The organism is Pseudomonas sp. Q12-87 (genome assembly GCF_001269755.1).
Taxonomy (GTDB): Bacteria; Pseudomonadota; Gammaproteobacteria; order Pseudomonadales; family Pseudomonadaceae; genus Aquipseudomonas; species Aquipseudomonas fluorescens_S.
Genome location: NZ_LHVI01000010.1, coordinates 204,847 through 223,526 on the forward strand (window position 1 = coordinate 204,847; position 18,680 = coordinate 223,526).

Sequence of the window (18,680 nt, forward strand, 5' to 3'; positions counted from 1 at the left end):
CACGCCCTCTTCGCGAGCAAGCCCGCTCCCACATGAGTAATGTGGTACAGCAGGGCACCACCGGTCGGCGGAAAAAGCGCTGGGCCAGCATCCATCAGCTAGTCTCTGATGCGCAAACGCCTCAACGGGCGTATGATTCGCGACCCTTTGGCGATCCCTTCGCCACAGACCTGTTTCCAAAGCGTCAGGCCAAGCCTGACCCGACCACACCGGGAGGTGCCCAGAATGAAAGACCTAGACCAGAACGACAGCCAGGAAATCGGCCCAGCAGGCGAGAAACTGCAAAAAGTCCTCGCCCGGATCGGCGTCGGTTCGCGCCGCGACGTGGAAGCCTGGATCACCCAGGGCCGCATCAAGGTCAACGGTAAAGATGCCACCTTGGGCCTGCGTGTCGACATGCACGACGCCATCACCATCGATGGCAAGGTGATCAAGCGCGAAGAGGCCGCCGAAACGGTGCGCCGCGTGATCATGTACAACAAGCCCGACGGCGAGATCTGCACCCGCGACGACCCGGAAGGCCGTCCGACCGTGTTCGACAAGATGCCGCGTCCTAAAGAAGGCCGCTGGATCAATATCGGTCGCCTGGACATCAACACCACCGGCTTGCTGATGTTCACCACCGACGGTGAACTGGCCAACCGCCTGATGCACCCGTCCTACGAAATGGACCGCGAATACGCCGTGCGTGTACGTGGCGAAGTCGATGACGAGATGATCGAGCGGCTGAAGGCTGGCGTGGTCCTGGAAGACGGCCCGGCGCGTTTCACCGACATCAAGCAGGCGCCGGGCGGTGAAGGCTTCAACCATTGGTACCACTGCGTGGTGATGGAAGGTCGTAACCGTGAAGTGCGTCGCCTGTGGGAATCCCAGGGGCTGGTGGTCAGCCGTCTGAAGCGCGTGCGTTTCGGTCCGGTGTTCCTCAACTCCGATTTGCCGATGGGCCGCTGGCGCGAAATGAGCCAGTACGAAGTCGACATCCTGGCGGCTGAAGTAGGCCTCAAGCCGGTGGCGATGCCGCAGATGACCGCCAAGAGCAAGGACAAGCTGGAGCGGATGCAGCGTAAATCCTCGCGTCCGATGGGCAAGACCGAGCGGGTACGTACGCTGCGTCCTGCCGCTGAAGGCGTTGCGACCGGCCCGCGTCCTTCCCGCGAGCCACAGATCGAAGGCGAGCGCCCGGCCCGCAAGCCTGCGCCACGCCAGGACGGCGAGCGCGGTCCACGCACGCCACGCCCAGCCAACGGTCGCACCGAACGCGGTGAGGGCCGTGGTGCTCCTGCTGGCCGTGGTACGCCAGTTGCCGATCGTCCGGCCGACACCAAGCGTCCGGCCAAGCCGGCGCCGAAGAAACGCCCAGGTATCGTGTTGGCCGATCGCGACGCGCCATCGGGCAAACGCCGCGGCGCGCCGGCAGGCTCCGGACAGCGTCCTGGGTTTGGGCGTCGCAAGCCTGAGTAAGGCAGCTGTGGGCTTCTAGCTGCAAGCTGCAAGAAAAAAACGCCAATCTTCGGGTTGGCGTTTTTTTTTTGCCCTGGCTTTATTGATTGGGTGCCGGTGCGTCCGCTATCGCGAGCAAGCTCGCTCCCACAGTGGGGCGCAGTTGCTCGCAAATCTTCCATTCACCGAAGATCAATTGTGGGAGCGAGCTTGCTCGCGAAGAGGCCAGCAGCCTCACCACCATCCAGAGACTGCCCGCTCTTCCTTGTCGCTCGAAGCTCGCCGCTTGCAACTGCCCCTAAAGCACAAACCGCCCATCGAACATCGGTTGGTTATCCAGCGCCAGCACACCGCTTTCGAAAATCAGATCCAGGTGATGGCTGCCCTTGGCCCCGCCACCGAGCCCGAGGTGCAGGCCGCAATGGCGCTCCTCGAAACCGGCATTGCGGGCGTACAGGCTCTTGACCCCTTCGTTGGTGCCGATGCCCAGCTCCTCGATGCGTCGATTGGACGGATTGGCGTCCAGGTATTTGTTGAAGTCGTGTTCCAGGCCTGGCACGTCCGTGGCGATTTTCTGGATGGTCGAATCTTCGATCCACAATTCCAGGGGCGATTGCAGCACGCCGTATTTGCGCGCGAACGGAATAGTGCTGAGGAAGGTGCCGACAAATTTCACCCGGCCATTGATGGTGTCGCTGTGGGTGGCGATTTCCCCGGGGGCCAGGTCGTAATTGCCAACACCGTTGATATCGGTCCATTTCTTGACGCTGTTCAGAGCCGTGTCGAAATACGAGCCGTGGTCATCCTCGAAACTCAAGGTAGTCGCTTGGGACATGCGCCGGATCAGATGGCTGTTGAGCCCGGCGATACGCTGGGGAATGACGCTGAAGGTGTCGTAGAAATAATCGCCGTAGTCCTTGAACAGCAGCGATTTCTTCCAGTTGTCGGCCATGACGCCTTGCAGCGCACGGACAAAGTCCGGGCCGTCCGGGCGTGGGTTGGGCAGAGTGGATGAGTCGTAGAAGAAAATGTACAGATCGCTGTCGGCAATCGCCTTGGACAGGCGCTCGGTGGATTCAATATCCAGGCGCATCGCGCTGAACCGGAAGGGCGAGCCGCTGCCAGCCTGTTCGGCGATGGCGCCGGCCAACGCTTCGTAGTCTGCCGTATGGCCGAGCAGCACCTTGGCGGGCTGGATGCCGGCCAGGGCGGGGTGGTGTTCGAGGTAGTAAAGGAAATGTGAGATGGCTCGTTGTGTGTCCATGCTTATTCTTCCCTGACGATTGATTTGACGTCCCTGCAAAAGTGGCGGAGCCGACCGGCCGGATCAGCTCCGCCGGGTATCGCTTACAGAGGCCACATCGCCGTGCCGAACGGAACGACCGCATCGGCTTGCATCATTTCGACAGCGGCTTCATGGGTTGGCGCTTCAAACCATTCGTCCAGTTGCAGTTCGGTTTCCAAGTCTTTGTCCAGTGCTTGCATAGTGAATCTCCTAGAGGACTTTTTACGGAAAACGCGGGCCGATCCGGCGAGCAAAAACTACACAGAACCGGCACCGCAAAACTTGTCGGCACGATGCCTTGGCAAGTCGCTGAAAACCTAGTCGAGGGATTTTTGGATTGCAAAAAATAATTTTATTTTTTTTGAATGAACTTTTTATTCCAAATTGAAAGGCGAACATTACTCATTCAAAAACAGCTGTCTGGGGCGTTTATTTATTAGGTAGCTACCTACCGTCAATTTGCAGGCAGCCGACGGAATATTCCTACTCGGCAAGAATTCCTTACGGGTTGTAAAGAAATGCTGACGTCCGGACCCGGTTGTGAAGGCCGCAGCGGCAGCCTCAGGGAGTTGTAAGAAAAAGCTTCCGCAGACGCCGCCCCAGCGGTTCATTGCAGGCTCTGGCCTGCTTGTTTCAAACACGCGGGGAGGGTCAGATGCGCTCCATGCCTGTCGTGCAGGTGAATAACAAGAAGGAGGCGCAATGAACGCCGCAGCTCAACCGCATTTCTCCCGTCGTGGCGTTTTTCGCGCCACACCCTTCAAGGGCTCGCAAGGGCCTGGACGCATTTTTGCAGTCGCCCGAGACGCTCGAGGCGGCCCCGTGCAATCCCGGCAAACGACACGCTGATCCGGTGGTGTCTGGCAGCAGGGGGTCGGCGGTGTACAATGCGCCGCGTTTTACTGTGACCCTTCGCGTTCCCACGCACTTTCAAGGTTATCCACCTTGTTCACTCCGCCACGTCACAAGCGTGTCGGGTTCGATTTCGTCACAGATAAAAACAAACAGGTGACGCATGACTGTTGAAACAACGCTGAATTCTTGGTGCCTGCGCTGGGGTTTGATCGGCGCTGCTTGAGATCCGATTCGAGCGGCAACGTCTAACGAACATCATCAAACCTTGCGTGAGACCCTTTTCATGAGTGGACAAAACTCGCATTCAGGCGAGCTGAAGCGCGGCCTGAAAAATCGCCACATCCAACTGATCGCCCTCGGCGGCGCGATCGGCACCGGGCTGTTCCTGGGCTCGGCGGGAGTGCTGAAGTCAGCCGGCCCGTCGATGATCCTCGGCTACGCCATTTGCGGCTTCATCGCCTTCATGATCATGCGCCAGTTGGGTGAAATGATCGTCGAAGAGCCGGTGGCCGGTTCCTTCAGTCATTTTGCCCACAAGTACTGGGGCGGTTTCGCCGGATTCCTGTCGGGTTGGAACTGCTGGATTCTCTACATTCTGGTGGGCATGTCCGAGCTGACTGCGGTTGGCAAGTACATCCATTACTGGGCCCCGGACATCCCGACCTGGGTATCGGCGGCGGCGTTTTTCATCCTGATCAACGCCATCAACCTGGCCAACGTCAAAGTTTTCGGTGAGGCCGAGTTCTGGTTCGCGATCATCAAGGTGGTGGCGATCGTCGGCATGATCGCGTTGGGCAGCTACCTGCTGGTCAGCGGTCACGGCGGCCCGCAAGCCTCAGTGACCAACCTGTGGTCCCACGGCGGGTTCTTCCCCAACGGCGTGAGCGGCCTGGTGATGGCCATGGCGATCATCATGTTCTCCTTCGGTGGCCTGGAAATGCTCGGTTTCACCGCCGCCGAGGCCGACAAACCGAAAACCGTGATCCCCAAGGCCATCAATCAAGTGATCTACCGGATCCTGATTTTCTACATCGGCGCCTTGGTGGTGCTGTTGTCCCTGACGCCTTGGGACAGTCTGCTGACCACCCTCAACGCCTCCGGCGATGCCTACAGCGGCAGCCCGTTCGTGCAAGTGTTCTCGATGCTGGGCAGCAACACGGCGGCGCATATCCTCAACTTCGTGGTGTTGACGGCGGCGCTGTCGGTGTACAACAGCGGTACTTACTGCAACAGCCGCATGCTGCTGGGCATGGCCGAGCAGGGCGATGCGCCCAAGGTTCTGGCCAAGATCGACAAGCGTGGCGTGCCGGTGCGTTCAATCCTCGCTTCGGCTGCCGTGACGTTGGTGGCGGTGCTGCTGAACTACCTGATCCCGCAGCATGCGCTGGAGCTGCTGATGTCGCTGGTGGTCGCGACCCTGGTAATCAACTGGGCGATGATCAGCTACTCGCACTTCAAGTTCCGCCAGCACATGAACCAGACCCGCCAGACGCCGTTGTTCAAGGCGCTGTGGTATCCGTATGGCAACTACGTCTGCCTGGCGTTCGTGGTGTTCATCCTGGGTGTGATGTTGCTGATCCCCGGCATCCAGATCTCGGTGTATGCGATTCCGGTGTGGTTGGTGTTCATGTGGGTGTGCTACCTGATCAAGGACAAGCGCAGTGCCCGGCATGAGCTGGCTGTGGCGGCTGCTGCCAAGTAAGCAGTCCTGAAAGAAACAACAAACCCGGCCAAGTGCCGGGTTTGTTGTTTCAGGCAAGACCCCAACCCCTGTGGGAGCGGGCTTGCTCGCGAAGCCGGTGGCACATCCAACATCATCAAAATTGACCCACCGCTTTCGCGAGCAAGCCTGCTCCCACAGGAGTTACGCGTCGCCCTGGGGATTCGCGGTATTCTGTGGAGCCTGATTTCGGACCCTTTCCCATGCTGGCGATTTCCAACACTGAGCACATCCCGGACGCCGAGATCGAGCTGACAGCCATCCGTGCCCAGGGGGCCGGTGGGCAAAACGTCAACAAGGTGTCCAGCGCCGTGCACCTGCGTTTCGACATCCCGGCCTCGTCCTTGCCCGAGTTCTACAAGGAACGCTTGCTGGCCCTGCGTGACAGTCGCATCACCAGCGACGGTGTATTGATCATCAAGGCCCAGCAGTATCGCACCCAGGAACAGAATCGCGCCGATGCCCTGGAGCGCCTGACCGAACTGATCCTGAGCGCCACCAAGGTTGAAAAGAAACGTCGCCCGACCAAGCCGACCCTGGGTTCGAAAAAACGCCGCCTGGAATCCAAGACCAAGCGCGGCTCGATCAAGGCCGGGCGCGGCAAGGTGGATTTCTAGCTTCTCTCCCGTTCCTCGCGATACCTCGGCGCCTGCCGGTACAGATAGACGCTCAGCGCCAGTCCGCCGAGGGCCGCCAGGGCCGCGAACAGAAAAATCGAGGCAAAGCCGAAGCCTGCGGCAATCGCTCCAGCCAAGGGGCCGGTAATCCCCAGGGATAAGTCAATGAACAGCGAATAGGCGCCTACCGCGGCTCCACGGCTGGAAGCCGGCACCAGGTTGACCGCCTCCACGCCCAAGGCCGGGAACACCAGGGAAAATCCGAAGCCGCTCAATGCCGCGCCTGCCAAGGCCCAGTGGGCATCCGGGGCGAGCCACAGCAGCAACAGGCCCAGGGTTTCCACCGATAGGCAGGCAATCGCCACGCGAAAACCACCCAGACGGTTGATCAGGTTGCCGAACAACAAGCGCGCACCGATGAAGCTGGCGCCAAACAAGCTCAGGCATAACACCGCGTTGTCCCAGTGCTGGGTGGCGTAATACAGGGTGATGAAGGTGGCGATGGTGCCAAACCCGATGGAGCCCAAGGCCAGGCCGCAGCCGTGCGGCAGAACACGCCCCAGCACGTGCATGAACGGCAGACGCTCGCCGACGACGATGGGCGCGGCAGTCTTGCGCCAGGCCAGTGCCAAACCCAGCAAACCCAGCAAGATAATGCTGACGCCCATGCTCCACAGCCCCAGGCTATTGACCAGCCACACCCCCAATGGCGCACCGATCGCCAGCGCGCCGTAACTGGCGATACCGTTCCAGGAAATCACTTTGGCGGTATTGGCCGCACCCACTCGGCCGATGCCCCAGCCAATCGACCCCGAACCCACCAGGCTTTCCGCACTGCCCAGCACCAGGCGACCGATCAACAGGCTGATCAGGCTGAACGTGGGCAAATGCGGCGTCCAGACCGATACCAGCATGAACACACCGCTCAGCCCGCAGCCGGCGAGACCGATCATGACCGCGCGCTTGCTTCCCTGGTTATCGATGATTCGTCCTGCATAGGGCCGACTGAGGAGGGTGGCCAGGTATTGCACGCTGATCACCAGCCCGGCCATCACCGCGCCGAAACCCAGTTCGCTGTGGACGTAGCCTGGCAACACTGCCAGGGGAATGCCGATGTTCAGGTAGCCGATGAAGGTGAACAGGACGATGGAGACGACTTGCAGCGTGACCGCCAAGGCGCGCGGGGAATCTGACATGGGGAAAGGGTCCACGGAGCAGCAGGATAGATAGGCTGCTTATGATAGCGGCGAGCGTGCTGTCAGCGGAGGTAAAAGTAAAACTATTTGCCCAGCGGTTTTTCAGCTGTCGGGCCGTTGGCCGACCAGTTGCGTGGTGACCAGCGCGGCGAGGGCATTTTCTTCGGTGCCGAAACGGGCCAGCAGGGCGGCTTGTTTCTCAGGGGAGAGGCGTGTCCAGATCTCGACCATTTTTTCGGCGGTGCCGATCAGCACGCTGGCTTGGGCTTCGCTGAAGGTGTCGCGGTCATCGGTCATGGTAGGGGCTCGGGATTCAGGCAGTGTGGAAAGCGCATCTTAGCGCTTTCCACACGGTCTGGTGATGCGGGTGTATCAGTCTTCGTTGTCGGCCTGGCGGCGTTCAGTGGCTTCTTTCGGCTCGGGTTGCTGGGCGTCTGGTTGCCCCCCGGCTTGTAGCGTGGTCGTCTGCTCAGTGTCGTGCAGGCTTGGGAAGGGGAGATTAGGGATCTCGTGCATATCGCGCTCCTCGCAAAGTCTGTTGATCGATCGGGTAGATCCGCGCTTTTACAAAGCCTGGGCAGGATACAGCAGGGAAAATGACAAATAGACGATTAATTTCCGTTGCGCCGACAGATGGGGTTGTCTGCACAGGTACGTCCATTTAGAGGTCTGATAACCAGCGATTCGCTTTCTCGACCGATGGTCGGAAACGCTCAAGACCGCGGATTACGGGCCGATAGCCCAGGCATATCCCCTCGCATTCGGTTGCGACGCCGCGTACCGCGGACATGGAGGTCGGGACGTGTCGCTCTCTGAACCTGGCCCTTTTTCGTACCCTGAGATCGCCCTTCATGTTTCTACAAAAGTCCTTGAAAACCCAGATTCTCGCTCTGCTGAGCGGCAGCCTGCTGGCAATGTTGCTGATCGCCCTGGCGTCCTTTCATTTCCTTTCCGACGGTGTCCAGAACTACCGCAACTTGATCGACGGCCCGTTGCGCGCTTCGCAGCTGATCGACGAGGCCAACCTGCAATTCAAGGTGCAGGTCCAGGAATGGAAAAACGTGCTGTTGCGCGGCAAGCAGCCGGCGGAATTGGATAAATATTGGAAGCAATTCGAAGACCGCCAGCACGATGTCCAGGCGCTTCTGGGCGAATTGACCGGGCATGCAGGCGTTCCGGCGCCGATCAAGGCGCGCATCGAGCGCCTGCGTGACGAGCATCGGCAGTTGGGCGCAGCCTATCAGAAGGGACGTGATGCGTTTGTCGCGGCGGGTAGCGATGCGGCAGCGGGCGATGCGGCAGTAAAAGGTGTGGACCGCGCGGCCAGTGAGCAAATGAGCGAACTGGTAATCGACCTGCACAAGCTTGGGGCCGAGCAGTCGGTATCGATCAGCGCGGGGGCCGAACGCACGATCCTGCTCGGTGCCGTGGTGATGCTGGTTTCGAGCCTGCTCATCGGACTGTTCAGCCTGTGGCTGGTCAACCGTAGCCTGGTGCAGCCCATCCGTAGCCTGATCGAATACGTGACCCAACTGAGTCGCGGTCGTTTTGCCGAGCGGGTGGTCAGCAGCCGTCAGGACGAATTGGGTGACCTGGCGCTGGCAGCCAACACCTTGCGTGATTTCCTCGCCGAAACCTTTACTCGCCTGCAACGCAGTGCCACTGAGCTGAACAGCGCCAGTGGCGAGCTCAACGCCATCGCCGGCCTGATGAGCCATGGCACCAATGAGCAATTCGAACGCACCGACCAGGTGGCGACCGCGATGAACGAAATGTCCGCCACCGCCCAGGAAGTTGCCCGTCACGCCGCCGATGCGGCGCGGGCGGCCGACGATGCCGATCATTCGGCGCAGCAGGGCGAGAAGGTCATGCAAGGGACCATTCACACCATCACGCGCATGCGCGGTGAAATCGCCAACACGGCCACGGTTATTCGCCAGTTGGAAACCGACAGCGGTCGCATCGGCAAGGTGCTTGAGGTGATTCGAGGGATCGCCGAACAGACCAACCTGCTGGCTCTCAACGCCGCCATCGAAGCAGCGCGCGCCGGTGAGGCTGGACGCGGTTTTGCGGTAGTCGCCGATGAAGTCCGCAGCCTGGCCCAGCGCACGGCGTCGTCCATCATTGAGATCAATCAGATTATCCAGACCGTGCAAACCGGCGCTGTGGACGCGGCCCAGGCTATCGAGAGCGGGCAGTCGCGCAGTGAAGAAAGCGTGGAACAGGTGACCCAGGCCGGCGCCATGCTCGAACGCATCACCCAGGCCGTCGAAGCGATTCGCGACATGAACCGCCAGATCGCTACTGCGGCGGAAGAACAGACCTCCGTGGCCGAGGACATTTCGCGCAACCTCACTGAAATCACCAGCATCGCCAGCACCAACCTGGACAACGTCCAGCGCACCGAGGCCGCTGGTCGTAATCTGCATGGCCTGTCGGGCCAGTTGAACGAAGTAACGGCGCGGTTGAGTGCTTGATCTCATACATTTGCTGACCTGTGGCGAGGGAGCAAGCTCCCTCGCCACAAAACCCATGATGAGCTAGGGGCTAGAGGGTCGACCTCAATAATCACGCCGCTTGCGGAACGCCCATCGCCCGGCAATCAGCGTGAAGGTCGCCACCAGTGCCACGAGGATCCAGAAACCCTCGGGATCACCGGCCAGTGGCACGCCGCCGACGTTCATGCCAAAGAAACCGGCAATGATGTTGATGGGCAATGCCAGCACTGTGACCACCGTCAGGGTGAACAGGGTGCGGTTGCTTTGTTCATTGAGGTTGGCGGCTATTTCTTCCTGCAACAGTTTGATCCGTTCACCCAGGGCGGTGAGGTCGTTGATGATCAGCGCGAACTCCTCGGTGGATTTGCGCAACTCCTTGACGTCTTCCTTTTGCAACCACTGCGGTGGACGATTGAGCAGGCGCAGCAACGATCCAGGTTCCAGGGCCAGCAGCCGTTGCAGGCGCACCAGCACCCGGCGTTGGCTGCCCAATTCGCTGCGATTGGTCGACAATCGCGAAGACAGCAATTGGTCTTCGATCTGATCGACGCTCAGGCTGGTCTTGCGCACGATCTGGGTCAGCACTTCGCCTTGGTCGCGCAACAGATGCACGAGCAGTTCCAGTGGTGAGCGAAAGCATTCGCCGGCCTTGACCGATGAGCGCAGCTTGTCGACCGAGTGCAGGGGCTGCAACCGCGCGCTGACGATCAATCGACTGCGCACGCACACCCACAAGGTGGAGACATCCGAAGAGACGAGGTTGCTGAGGTTGAACACGACATCGTTCACCACGGCCAACAGCGCTGAGTCCACATGTTCGATGCGGGTCGAGCGCGAGCCTTCGTGCAAGGCTTCGAAAAAATCCTCGGGCAAGGCCAGATGACTTTTCATCCAGCGCTCGCACGCCGCGTGGGCCAGGTTCAGGTGCAGCCAGAGAAACTCATCTTCATTTTGCGGTTGTTCCAGGCTTTGCAGGGCTTGGGCCGAATCGATTTCCCGTCCGCGTTCGCCAGGACGGAAACGAAAGCCGTAAAGCAGGCCGAACAGATCCGGATCGCGGTGACTTTGATCGATGCTGTGGTTCATGAGGTCTCGCTGGCGGGAAGTGCCTGTGGCGGCGACAGGTTCACTTGAATGGCATCATCGCAAGCTTTCTTGATGCTTTTGTGACAGCTTGGGTTGCCTTGCCAGACCGGTAAAGATTTACACCGCGCACGCAAAAGAGCCGCGTAACTCGAAAGTTGCGCGGCTCTTTATGTTTTGCTTTAGATCAAGTGTCTTGCTTGTTGCTCAGGACTTTGCCGGTGGTCGCATCGAAGTCCACATCAAACTCTTTGCCGTCAGCGGTTTTCAGTTCCACTTCGTACTCATAGCCATTGAAGTGATTGTCCAGGTCAGTGTCGGTGATGGTCGCGCCCGGGTGCAACTTCAGGGCTTCTTCGTTCATCGATTCGAGGGACTTGATCTTGCCATCCTTGACCAACTGAGGGATCTGGTCGATCCGCACATCCGCTTGGGCAAGGCCGGCGGTGAGGGTCAGGGCAGCAGCGGCGAACAGGGCAGTCAACGTTTTCATAAGTTCTTTCCTTGGTGTCATTAAGGGTGAGTCGTTCAAGTGGGTTCAGATTATCTCTGGCAACTTAACTCACCCTTAATTCGGAAAACTTTTGAAACGCGGGATAAGCCCATGGAAATAAAACCGTAGTCCCATGGGCGTATTCGGGTCAGTAACCGCTTTTCTCCAACAGCTGCGCCACGCTGCCAGTTTCGGGGCGCTTGAAGTATTTAAGCAGTTCGCTGGCGCGGTTGGTGAAAATGCCATCGACGCCGGCATCCATCACTTTCTTGAAGTCCACCGCTTCATCCACGGTGTAGACATGCACCAGCAAACCTTGGTCATGGGTGTATTGGTTCATCCACGGTTGCACCAAGTCTGCGTAGCTCTGGCTACCGCCATGGGTCAACGCAGCGGACGGTCCGGTGCCGATGGCGCCCTGGGCCTTGGCGTACTGGACCCATTTTTCGAACTCGGCCTTGTCCTTGGGCTCCTGCTTGGCGTAATAGGCCGCCTTGTCGGTTTCGCCGGACTGGGCAAAAGGCACCGTGGACTTGGGTTCGATGTTGCCTTCGCCGACCCACAACAACAGGACCTTCGGCACTTTCGGCATTTCTTTGTGCAGCAATTCGAGGCTGCTTTTTTCAAAGGTCTGCAAGACAACTTTGCCCTTGCCCTGGCCCACCCCGGTGGCGCGCTTGGCCAGTTTGGAACCGGACGGGCTCAGCCAGCCGCGATCCTGCAGCTTGTCCTTCAGATCGCGCTCGATGCCAGGGAACAGTTTCGGCTCCTTGGTTTCGATGTACAGCCCCGGTTTTTGCTGCGGGTTGCCCTCGGCGATGTCGATCACTTCATCAAGAGTGAGGATCTTCAGACCCGCGAACGAAGGACGGGCGCGGTCCGGGTAGGCGGTGTTGAACCAGCTGCCGGCGTCGAGCGTCTTGAGTTCCGCCATGGTGAACGCGTTGGCGGTGCTGTCCTTGCGCTCGGGGAATTTGATCGCGACGTCTGTGGTGCGCAGCAAGCTGTCGTCATGCAGCACGAACAGTACCCCGTCCTTGCTGCGTTGCAGGTCCAGTTCCAGATAATCCGCGCCCAAGTCGCGGGCCAGTTTGTAGGAAGCGGCGGTGGATTCCGGCGCGTCGAACGAGGCACCACGGTGGGCGATGACCGCTGGGTGAGGAATGCCCTGGAGGGTCGCCAGGACCTTGGGGCTCGGCGCCTCCGAGGCTTGTGTCTGGCCGAAGCCGAGCAACAGGCTCAGCATCAGGACGCTGCGGGTAAAAGTAACAGGCATGCTCGAGATCCTTTCGTAGGTTTTCTGCAAAACCTATCTTTTAGCAACTGAACGCTTTTGGCGCTATCGCCATACCGACATAAACATGTGCAAAGCAGATTTTCCCCACGCATTTTTGGGTCGCTTTGCAGTACCCTTGGCCGCATCAGTTTCCCCGGCAGAGGGAGACGCGAAGCCATCGCTCCATATGCCCTGTGTGTAAACCATCGACCGGACGTCCAGCAGGACGCATTCATGAGGTTTACCATGCGCACCACCTCCACATTCATCTGTCAGGCCGCCGACCAGCTCAAGGGTTTCGTTGGCCTGAACCGCAAGACCGGCCAATACATTGTGCGATTCAGCGAAGACGCGTTCGGCATGGACGTGGCCGACGACGGCATCATTCCCACCAGCGAATTTGTCTGGGCGCCCGCGGCAGACGGCACCATGGCCCTCAAGCGCGAGCGGATCCAGTTGCTGCTGGACCAGAACATCGACGACCGCATCAACCTCAGCGAACCACTGCGGGTCTACATGGCCCGCGGCGATCTGCCGGAAATCGTGGCGGTGCGGCAGTTGGTGGCAGGCTGAGCCGCAATCTTGAATTGAAATGTAAGCCCTGTGGGGGTGAGCTTGCTCCCACTTGGGCTTTGCGGTGAACAATGAATCGGTAGGCGCCCGAAATAAATGTGGGAGCGAGCTTGCTCGCGAAGGCGGACTGTCAGTCGGTAACAATGTTGACTGACCCACCGCTATCGCGAGCAAGCTCGCTCCCACAGGTTTTTGTTTTAGCTGACAGGAATGTTATGAATTGAATGGGCACATGCTTCGACGAATGCTTGGATTAGCGGCGGTACGTGACCTTCCAATGCAGCACGCTCAGGCTGGAACAGCGTCGCGACAAAGAACGGATGGTCGCGCAGTTCCACGGCTCGCAAATCGCCAGCCGAATCCCTGGAGACGGCGTGCAAGCGTTCACTCAGCAAATCCTTTTCGAAATCCGGATTGACCCCGAATCGGCAGCGGTAGCCCTCGAAAGCTGTCTGCTGTCCGTAGGCTTTGGCAATCAGGGAATCTGCTTCGAACCGGAGGCTGTCGATGGTTTCAATCAAGGCACAGCTCAACGGCGTCAACAGCGCCCGTTCGGCGTCGGGGGCGGTTTCGCCATGGGCGGCATCGGCCCAGCCCATCACATTGCGCGCATATTCCAGTACCGAGTGTTGAAAACCGCCGCACGTGCCGAGGAAGGGGCGACGTTGTTCGCGGGCAAAACGAATGGCTCGCAAGGCGCCGTCTTCGTTTCGGTAAGGGCTCCCCGGCACACACCAGACGCCATCGAAGTCGTTCAGCATCGTGTCGTCGGCGATGAGCTCGGTGGCCACCCACTGGAAACGAATGTCATGGCCGGTTTGTTTTCCGGCCAGTTCCAGTGCGATGGGGATCGCTCGGTGGGCGGTGATGTGTGGGTCGTAATCGCCGATCAAGGCAATGTGCAAAGGATGCTGTTTTTCCATGGGAGGCTCGCCGCTTGTTGATTCCTGGTTGCCACTATAGATTGGCGCTCACGCAATCAATATTGGCGTTTCCCCAAGTGATCAATGCATCGACGCACTATCGTCTGGACTACCCCGATCTTTCCCTGATCCTGGCGCTTGTCCGTGGCGGCTCGCTGGCGCGGGCTTCGCGGTTGCTGAAAGTGGACGTGTCCACGGTATTTCGCTCGGTGCGCCGGCTTGAGGCGGCCCTGGGTCAGCCTCTGTTCGAAAAAAGCCGTTCCGGGTATTTGCCCACGAGTCTGGCCCAGACATTGGCCGAACAAGCCGAGCGCGCCGAGCAGGCCTTGGAGGCGGCGCGGGTGGGTGTGGAGCAGGGCGGTGAGGTCATCAGCGGCACGGTACGCCTGACGTGCAGTGACTCAGTCCTGCAGGCATTGCTGTTGCCTGCGCTGGCGCGGTTCATGCCCAACTATCCGGCGCTGACCCTCGAACTGAGCACTTCGAACGACTTCGCCAACCTCAGCCGCCGCGACGCCGACATCGCATTGCGGCTGACCCGTACGCCGCCAGAACACCTGGTCGGTCGAAACCTCGGCAACGTGGCGTACCGGGTCTGTGCCAGCGCCACTTACCTTCGCTCGATGCAACAGCAAGACCTGGCCTCCATGACTTGGATAGCACCGGATGATTTTCTTCCAGATCACCCCACCGTGGCCTGGCGCCGTCAACAGCTTCCTGGCGTCGTGCCTGCCTATCGCTGCAACAGCATGCTCTCGGTCACCGAGCTGGTGCGGGCCGGCCTGGGGGTTGCGGCGCTGCCGGACTTCCTGATTGACGAGCATCAGAGCCTGGTTCCGTTGGGCGAACCGTTGGCAGGGTATGACACGGCGCTTTGGCTGCTGACCCGTCCGGACTGCCGCGCCTTGCGTTCGGTGGTGACCTTGTTCGACGAGCTGGGGCGCAATCTGCGCTGGCGCTGACCTTAAACGAACGGCGTACGCACGGTTTAATCGAGGATGAGCGGCCAACGGTTATAGTGCTGTGAGCTCCAACCCCCGCCGAGAACATCATGATGACGAAATCGCCTCAACCCACCGCTGCTCCAGTTGACCATCTACGTTTTCATCGCCCCCACGCTCATCTGGGCCCGACGTTCGGCAATGACCGCTTCGCCCTGAGAGCGGAGGCTTTCGCGCGTTTTTTCGGGACGCCTATGTTCCTGGGGGCGCAAACGCTGATCGTGCTGTTATGGGTAAGCCTGAACTTGGTGGGGGTCTTGCACTTCGATGCTTATCCGTTCATTTTGCTTAACCTGGCGTTCAGCCTGCAATCGGCCTATGCCGCTCCGTTGATCCTGCTGGCGCAAACCCGTCAGGCGGCCCGGGACAAAGCCCAGGCCGAAGCCGATGCCCAGCATCGTGAAGCCTTGGCCATCGCCAACAGTGAGCGTCAGGCCCAAGCTGCTCAGAACACCGCGCAGTTGCTTGAGTTATTGGAACAGAACACCCGCCTGACAGAGATGACCAAGGCGTTGACTGAACGTATCGATAGCTTGACCACGGAAATGCATCAGAAATTCGTCAGTGCCCCACCGGCGCAGTAATCCTCAAGCAGTCCCAATGCTTGACTGTGCGAGGCGATGTTCAGGCCTGGTAACAGGCCAGGAACATATCCAAGGCTGATTCGACCACTTGTGTTTGCTGGTCCAGGGACAAGCTCGGCTGGCCCATGGAAATCTGTGGCCAAAAAGCAAATGCCTTGAGCAAGCCATGCATCTGTTGAGCGGCAAATGCCGGGTCCAGCGGTTTCAGCCGGCCATCGGCCTGGGCAAGGCGAATCCATGACGTCAGGCCTTCTTCTCGCTCGCCCATGCGCGCAACCATGTCCTGGGCTCGTTCAGGAGAGTGAATCGTCGCGGCGATGGCGATGCGCGCCAGGTCGAGGAAGTTCTCATCAGCGAGCATGTGCAACTTGGCTTGAAGCAGCGTTTGAAGCTGTTCCCGTAACGGCTTTGTTGAATCGTAGGAAGTGTCTTGTTCTGCCGTAATGCTGTTCCATAACCGGTTCAGAATCTCGGCAAACAGCTCCTCCTTGCTGGGGAAATGGTTGTACACCGTGCGTTTCGATACGCCGGCCGTTGCTGCGATCTTGTCCATGCTGGTGATCTCGAAACCGCTGCTACGAAATTCGGCGATCGCGGCCTGAAGGATGGCTTCGCGTTTTCGTTCGGTAAGGCGCTGCGGTACGGTCATGGGCGTTCGTCGGTTGAGAGAGGAGAACTTGCACTGGGCAGTTTACTTGCTCCCGGGATTCATGCAATCTAGAAACTACACCGAGTGGTGTACTTCACGAGCGAACGGCTAAGCGTGCATGCAACGGCCATCCAGCGTCCCACCACGGCGAAGCGCAATTGCGACAACGTCCTTGGAGCTATCGCACCATGAGCATTCCTTCTTTTTCGACCGACAACCCACCTGCCGATCATTCGTCCCGGCACGAACAGGGCAAGTACCGCAATCGCGCCTACACACCGCGGGAAGGGTTCGGCAAGACCCTGCGTATCATCTGGAACATGATCTTCCACAAACCGCGCAGCACCCGGCCTGCGGGCGCTATCGATGTTCAGCCGTTGACGCACGCCGCGTTGCTGGCCGCGCCGAACCACAGCGTATTCCGCCTCGGTCACTCCACCGTGCTGCTCAAGTTACGGGACAAATTCTGGCTGACCGACCCGGTGTTCTCCGAACGCGCTTCGCCCGTACAATGGGCCGGTCCCAAGCGTTTCCATCAGCCGCCTATCAGCCTGGAAGACTTGCCGCCGATCGAAGCGGTGATCCTTTCCCATGATCATTACGACCACCTCGATCACCAGGCCATCCTCAAGCTTTCCGCCAAGACCCAGTATTTCCTGGCGCCGCTTGGCGTGGGTGACACCTTGGTCAAATGGGGCATCGAGGCCAACAAGGTGCGCCAACTGGATTGGTGGCAAGGCACCGAGGTGGACGGTATCGAGTTCGTTGCCACGCCGTCGCAGCACTTTTCCGGTCGCGGTCTGTTCGATAGCAACAGCACGCTATGGGCCTCCTGGGTCATGATCGACGGCGGCACGCGGATCTTCTTCAGCGGCGACACGGGTTATTTTGATGGCTTCAAACGCATCGGCGAGCAGTACGGACCTTTCGACCTGACGCTGATGGAAACCGGTGCCTATAACGTCGATTGGCCCCATGTCCACATGCAGCCGGAGCAAACCCTGCAGGCTCATATCGACCTCAAGGGCCGCTGGCTGCTGCCGATCCACAACGGTACGTTCGACCTGGCGATGCACGCCTGGTATGAACCCTTCGATCGCATCCTGGCCTTGGCGTGGGAGCGCAGCGTATCCATCACCACGCCGCAGATGGGCCAGGCATTCACCCTGAGCCAGCCGCAACGTGGCCGGGCCTGGTGGCTGGATGTAGAGGCCTCGGCCTATCAGAACCAGACCGGCGTGGCCTGACAACGGAAGCAATGCCCATCATTCGATCATGGCGTAGTCCGCCCGCTCCATTGGGTCCGGCGTGGCGCCCTTGATGTTCATCCCACGCCCCGGGGCGAAGCCGGGAAAGAACACCAGGCCTTCGGATTCCAGCCGAAAGGCCAGGGCCAGGCGCGTCACGTCGAGCAATTGGCCTCCGGCTTCGAAACGCCGGATGGCCTGGACCGAGACGCCGGATTGACGCGATAACTCCTCGACACTCCAGCCCAGCATGGCGCGGGCTTGCGCACTATGGGCGGGGGTGAATTGATACACAGCGATGCGTTGCAGGGTGGTCTTGATTGCGAGAGAGGCCATGGGAGTTCTCCAAAGCTGTTGAATTCAAAAATACTGTGTTTTTGTACAGTTGTTTTGAATCCGGATCAATCTCATTTTTTTGATCAATGCCCAGCGGTCCCTTCCTGCCAGGCGCTAGGAGCTTGACCCAGCACCCGGCGAAACATGGTGGAAAACGCTGCGGGACTGTCATAGCCCAGGTCCAGGGCAATGCGGGTCACCGAGTCCCCCTCAGCCAAGCGTGGCAGCGCCGACATCACGCACGCCCGTTGTCGCCATTGACTGAAGCTCAGCGTGGTTTGTCGGCTGAACAGCCGATTGAACGAACGCAGGCTGACAGGCAACTGCGCGGCCCATTGCGCGGGTGAAACATGGGCGTCGGGATGCTTGAGGAATGCTTGGCACAGCGATAAGAGGCGCGGGTCCTTGGGCAGTGGTAGGTGCAGCGGTAAATGGGCGCTGCGCGACAATTCGTGCAGCAGCAGATTAATCAACGCGCCGTCCCGTCCAGCCTCGTCATAGTCCGGCGCAAGCTCCACAGCCTCCAGCAGCAAGTGGCGCATCAGGGGCGAGACATTGATGACCTGGCAACGATCGTCCATGCCCGTCACGGCGGCCGGTTCGATATACAGGCTTCGCGTGCTGACGCCCACCATCAGCACCTCATGGTCGACCCCGGGCGGAATCCACACTGCCCGTTGCGGTGGTACCACCCAATTACCGTTCGTGGTGCTGACTTGCATCACACCCGTGGCGCCATACAGCAACTGTGCCCGGCGGTGATGGTGCAGCGGCAGTAAATGTCCGTGAGGGTAATCGGTACCAATGGCGACGACGGCCCTGGGCGTCGCATCCAATAAATCGATCGAAGTGTTGCGCATTGAAGGGTGACTCGAGATTGGCGTGAACGCGAACAGTATTGTCC

At 59.6% G+C, this 18,680-nt stretch carries 20 protein-coding genes; 8 read left to right on the forward strand and 12 right to left on the reverse strand.

Annotated features, from left to right (window positions below; translation table 11 throughout):
• Positions 1-225: 225 nt before the first annotated feature.
• Entirely contained in the window at positions 226-1,461 is a 1,236-nt protein-coding gene (gene rluB, locus AD663_RS05775) for a 23S rRNA pseudouridine(2605) synthase RluB (RefSeq protein WP_003178780.1), read from the forward strand.
• Between the two features lie 277 nt (positions 1,462-1,738).
• Here rluB and AD663_RS05780 read toward each other — a convergent pair whose 3' ends face one another.
• Both AD663_RS05780 and AD663_RS29035 read right to left on the reverse strand, forming a co-directional pair.
• Positions 1,739-2,704 carry a hypothetical protein gene (locus AD663_RS05780; protein WP_003178781.1) on the reverse strand — a complete coding sequence of 322 codons (966 nt, stop codon included), beginning with the start codon at positions 2,702-2,704 and terminating at the stop codon, positions 1,739-1,741.
• 83 nt (positions 2,705-2,787) lie between these two features.
• Positions 2,788-2,925, reverse strand: coding sequence for a hypothetical protein (locus AD663_RS29035; protein ID WP_003178782.1), 138 nt, complete (start codon positions 2,923-2,925; stop codon positions 2,788-2,790).
• A 938-nt stretch (positions 2,926-3,863) separates the two neighbouring features.
• On the opposite strand from AD663_RS29035, the gene AD663_RS05790 reads away from it, so the two are divergent.
• A complete protein-coding gene (locus AD663_RS05790) occupies positions 3,864-5,282 on the forward strand; it encodes an amino acid permease (RefSeq protein WP_003178783.1) in 1,419 nt (472 codons plus the stop codon).
• Between the two features lie 221 nt (positions 5,283-5,503).
• Complete coding sequence (gene arfB, locus AD663_RS05795) at positions 5,504-5,917, forward strand: alternative ribosome rescue aminoacyl-tRNA hydrolase ArfB (RefSeq protein WP_003178784.1); 414 nt, start codon at positions 5,504-5,506, stop codon at positions 5,915-5,917.
• On the opposite strand, the gene AD663_RS05800 is transcribed toward arfB, so the two are convergent.
• From AD663_RS05800 to AD663_RS29040, 3 genes are all read right to left on the reverse strand, one after another.
• Positions 5,914-7,113, reverse strand: a complete 1,200-nt coding sequence (locus AD663_RS05800; RefSeq protein ID WP_003178785.1) for an MFS transporter — start codon at positions 7,111-7,113, stop codon at positions 5,914-5,916. The genes arfB and AD663_RS05800 overlap by 4 nt on opposite strands.
• Before the next feature lie 102 nt (positions 7,114-7,215).
• Complete coding sequence (locus tag AD663_RS05805) at positions 7,216-7,410, reverse strand: hypothetical protein (RefSeq protein ID WP_003178786.1); 195 nt, start codon at positions 7,408-7,410, stop codon at positions 7,216-7,218.
• 75 nt (positions 7,411-7,485) lie between these two features.
• On the reverse strand, positions 7,486-7,629 hold the full coding sequence (locus AD663_RS29040) for a hypothetical protein (RefSeq protein ID WP_003178787.1): 144 nt from the start codon (positions 7,627-7,629) through the stop codon (positions 7,486-7,488).
• A gap of 335 nt (positions 7,630-7,964) precedes the next feature.
• On the opposite strand from AD663_RS29040, the gene AD663_RS05810 reads away from it, so the two are divergent.
• Positions 7,965-9,590, forward strand: coding sequence for a methyl-accepting chemotaxis protein (locus AD663_RS05810; protein WP_053213420.1), 1,626 nt, complete (start codon positions 7,965-7,967; stop codon positions 9,588-9,590).
• An 84-nt stretch (positions 9,591-9,674) separates the two neighbouring features.
• Here AD663_RS05810 and AD663_RS05815 read toward each other — a convergent pair whose 3' ends face one another.
• The 3 genes from AD663_RS05815 to AD663_RS05825 all read right to left on the reverse strand — a co-directional run bounded on the left by AD663_RS05815 (position 9,675) and on the right by AD663_RS05825 (position 12,463).
• Complete coding sequence (locus AD663_RS05815) at positions 9,675-10,697, reverse strand: transporter (RefSeq protein WP_003178791.1); 1,023 nt, start codon at positions 10,695-10,697, stop codon at positions 9,675-9,677.
• 184 nt (positions 10,698-10,881) lie between these two features.
• Positions 10,882-11,187, reverse strand: a complete 306-nt coding sequence (locus AD663_RS05820) for a PepSY domain-containing protein (protein ID WP_003178793.1) — start codon at positions 11,185-11,187, stop codon at positions 10,882-10,884.
• A gap of 148 nt (positions 11,188-11,335) precedes the next feature.
• On the reverse strand, positions 11,336-12,463 hold the full coding sequence (locus AD663_RS05825; RefSeq protein ID WP_053213421.1) for a glycerophosphodiester phosphodiesterase: 1,128 nt from the start codon (positions 12,461-12,463) through the stop codon (positions 11,336-11,338).
• 246 nt (positions 12,464-12,709) lie between these two features.
• Here AD663_RS05825 and AD663_RS05830 point away from each other — a divergent pair, with 246 nt between their 5' ends.
• Positions 12,710-13,036, forward strand: a complete 327-nt coding sequence (locus AD663_RS05830) for a DUF2025 family protein (protein ID WP_003178797.1) — start codon at positions 12,710-12,712, stop codon at positions 13,034-13,036.
• A gap of 197 nt (positions 13,037-13,233) precedes the next feature.
• Here the strand turns inward: AD663_RS05830 and AD663_RS05835 are convergent, their stop codons facing one another.
• Positions 13,234-13,959: a CTP synthase gene (locus AD663_RS05835; protein ID WP_053213422.1), complete on the reverse strand. Its 726-nt coding sequence runs from the start codon at positions 13,957-13,959 to the stop codon at positions 13,234-13,236.
• Positions 13,960-13,973: 14 nt separating this feature from the next.
• Here AD663_RS05835 and AD663_RS05840 point away from each other — a divergent pair, with 14 nt between their 5' ends.
• Together AD663_RS05840 and AD663_RS05845 are read left to right on the forward strand one after the other, a co-directional pair.
• Positions 13,974-14,921 carry a LysR family transcriptional regulator gene (locus tag AD663_RS05840; RefSeq protein ID WP_083455105.1) on the forward strand — a complete coding sequence of 316 codons (948 nt, stop codon included), beginning with the start codon at positions 13,974-13,976 and terminating at the stop codon, positions 14,919-14,921.
• Positions 14,922-15,013: 92 nt separating this feature from the next.
• On the forward strand, positions 15,014-15,544 hold the full coding sequence (locus AD663_RS05845) for a DUF1003 domain-containing protein (RefSeq protein ID WP_053213459.1): 531 nt from the start codon (positions 15,014-15,016) through the stop codon (positions 15,542-15,544).
• A gap of 40 nt (positions 15,545-15,584) precedes the next feature.
• Here AD663_RS05845 and AD663_RS05850 read toward each other — a convergent pair whose 3' ends face one another.
• On the reverse strand, positions 15,585-16,193 hold the full coding sequence (locus AD663_RS05850) for a TetR/AcrR family transcriptional regulator (protein ID WP_003178805.1): 609 nt from the start codon (positions 16,191-16,193) through the stop codon (positions 15,585-15,587).
• Positions 16,194-16,381: 188 nt separating this feature from the next.
• Between AD663_RS05850 and AD663_RS05855 the strand changes: the two genes are divergently transcribed.
• On the forward strand, positions 16,382-17,440 hold the full coding sequence (locus tag AD663_RS05855) for an MBL fold metallo-hydrolase (protein ID WP_053213423.1): 1,059 nt from the start codon (positions 16,382-16,384) through the stop codon (positions 17,438-17,440).
• Positions 17,441-17,458: 18 nt separating this feature from the next.
• Here the strand turns inward: AD663_RS05855 and AD663_RS05860 are convergent, their stop codons facing one another.
• Both AD663_RS05860 and AD663_RS05865 read right to left on the reverse strand, forming a co-directional pair.
• The gene (locus AD663_RS05860) at positions 17,459-17,776 is read right to left on the reverse strand and encodes a helix-turn-helix transcriptional regulator (protein WP_003178809.1); all 318 of its coding nucleotides are present in this window, start codon (positions 17,774-17,776) and stop codon (positions 17,459-17,461) included.
• 83 nt (positions 17,777-17,859) lie between these two features.
• Positions 17,860-18,636: a helix-turn-helix domain-containing protein gene (locus AD663_RS05865; protein ID WP_003178811.1), complete on the reverse strand. Its 777-nt coding sequence runs from the start codon at positions 18,634-18,636 to the stop codon at positions 17,860-17,862.
• Positions 18,637-18,680 lie beyond the last annotated feature (44 nt).

What these genes read in the sequence shown, in the direction of transcription:
- AD663_RS05825 (WP_053213421.1), bottom strand. Translation starts at nt 12,463, where the DNA reads ATGCCTGTTACTTTTACCCGCAGCGTCCTGATGCTGAGCCTGTTGCTC.
- AD663_RS05780 (WP_003178781.1), bottom strand. Translation starts at nt 2,704, where the DNA reads ATGGACACACAACGAGCCATCTCACATTTCCTTTACTACCTCGAACAC.
- rluB (WP_003178780.1), top strand. Translation starts at nt 226, where the DNA reads ATGAAAGACCTAGACCAGAACGACAGCCAGGAAATCGGCCCAGCAGGC.
- AD663_RS05800 (WP_003178785.1), bottom strand. Translation starts at nt 7,113, where the DNA reads ATGTCAGATTCCCCGCGCGCCTTGGCGGTCACGCTGCAAGTCGTCTCC.
- AD663_RS05845 (WP_053213459.1), top strand. Translation starts at nt 15,014, where the DNA reads ATGACGAAATCGCCTCAACCCACCGCTGCTCCAGTTGACCATCTACGT.
- AD663_RS29035 (WP_003178782.1), bottom strand. Translation starts at nt 2,925, where the DNA reads ATGCAAGCACTGGACAAAGACTTGGAAACCGAACTGCAACTGGACGAA.
- arfB (WP_003178784.1), top strand. Translation starts at nt 5,504, where the DNA reads ATGCTGGCGATTTCCAACACTGAGCACATCCCGGACGCCGAGATCGAG.
- AD663_RS05820 (WP_003178793.1), bottom strand. Translation starts at nt 11,187, where the DNA reads ATGAAAACGTTGACTGCCCTGTTCGCCGCTGCTGCCCTGACCCTCACC.
- AD663_RS05855 (WP_053213423.1), top strand. Translation starts at nt 16,382, where the DNA reads ATGAGCATTCCTTCTTTTTCGACCGACAACCCACCTGCCGATCATTCG.
- AD663_RS05860 (WP_003178809.1), bottom strand. Translation starts at nt 17,776, where the DNA reads ATGGCCTCTCTCGCAATCAAGACCACCCTGCAACGCATCGCTGTGTAT.
- AD663_RS29040 (WP_003178787.1), bottom strand. Translation starts at nt 7,629, where the DNA reads ATGCACGAGATCCCTAATCTCCCCTTCCCAAGCCTGCACGACACTGAG.
- AD663_RS05850 (WP_003178805.1), bottom strand. Translation starts at nt 16,193, where the DNA reads ATGACCGTACCGCAGCGCCTTACCGAACGAAAACGCGAAGCCATCCTT.
- AD663_RS05815 (WP_003178791.1), bottom strand. Translation starts at nt 10,697, where the DNA reads ATGAACCACAGCATCGATCAAAGTCACCGCGATCCGGATCTGTTCGGC.
- AD663_RS05830 (WP_003178797.1), top strand. Translation starts at nt 12,710, where the DNA reads ATGCGCACCACCTCCACATTCATCTGTCAGGCCGCCGACCAGCTCAAG.
- AD663_RS05810 (WP_053213420.1), top strand. Translation starts at nt 7,965, where the DNA reads ATGTTTCTACAAAAGTCCTTGAAAACCCAGATTCTCGCTCTGCTGAGC.
- AD663_RS05865 (WP_003178811.1), bottom strand. Translation starts at nt 18,636, where the DNA reads ATGCGCAACACTTCGATCGATTTATTGGATGCGACGCCCAGGGCCGTC.
- AD663_RS05805 (WP_003178786.1), bottom strand. Translation starts at nt 7,410, where the DNA reads ATGACCGATGACCGCGACACCTTCAGCGAAGCCCAAGCCAGCGTGCTG.
- AD663_RS05790 (WP_003178783.1), top strand. Translation starts at nt 3,864, where the DNA reads ATGAGTGGACAAAACTCGCATTCAGGCGAGCTGAAGCGCGGCCTGAAA.
- AD663_RS05835 (WP_053213422.1), bottom strand. Translation starts at nt 13,959, where the DNA reads ATGGAAAAACAGCATCCTTTGCACATTGCCTTGATCGGCGATTACGAC.